At 59.8% G+C, this 336-nt stretch carries 1 pseudogene; it reads right to left on the reverse strand.

Going from position 1 to position 336, the window contains the following annotated elements:
- Nucleotides 1–336 (reverse strand): annotated as a pseudogene (locus LQ956_RS14880) (group II intron reverse transcriptase/maturase); the annotation flags it as partial.

A 336-nucleotide genomic window follows, 5' to 3' on the forward strand; every position in this document is an offset into this window, starting at 1 on the left:
GGTGTGAAAACACCGCAGTGAGCTGATGTTACCGATGGCACGGAAGTAATTGTAGTGCCCCCGTACCTTGCGCTTCATCGTCGCCAACAGTATCGGCAGACGAAGATGCCGGTGTGTCTTCAGCCAGTCCTTGCAGGCCCGGATGCTACTGCGCAGCGTCTTGCGGCTGGTCCGCCGCCATACCCGCGGCGTCCCCTTGCTATCCGCTTCCCAGTAGAATTCAAAACCAAGGAAGGTGAATCGCCGGGTCCGTGTTGGGTGAAAACGGCTGAAGCGGTGAATGCACGTCTTCTCCGAGGCCGCCTGGAGACCAAAGGCCCCCAGTCGCCTCGGCAA

Origin of the sequence: Ectothiorhodospira lacustris (assembly GCF_022227845.1) — a bacterium.
Lineage (GTDB): Bacteria > Pseudomonadota > Gammaproteobacteria > Ectothiorhodospirales > Ectothiorhodospiraceae > Ectothiorhodospira > Ectothiorhodospira lacustris.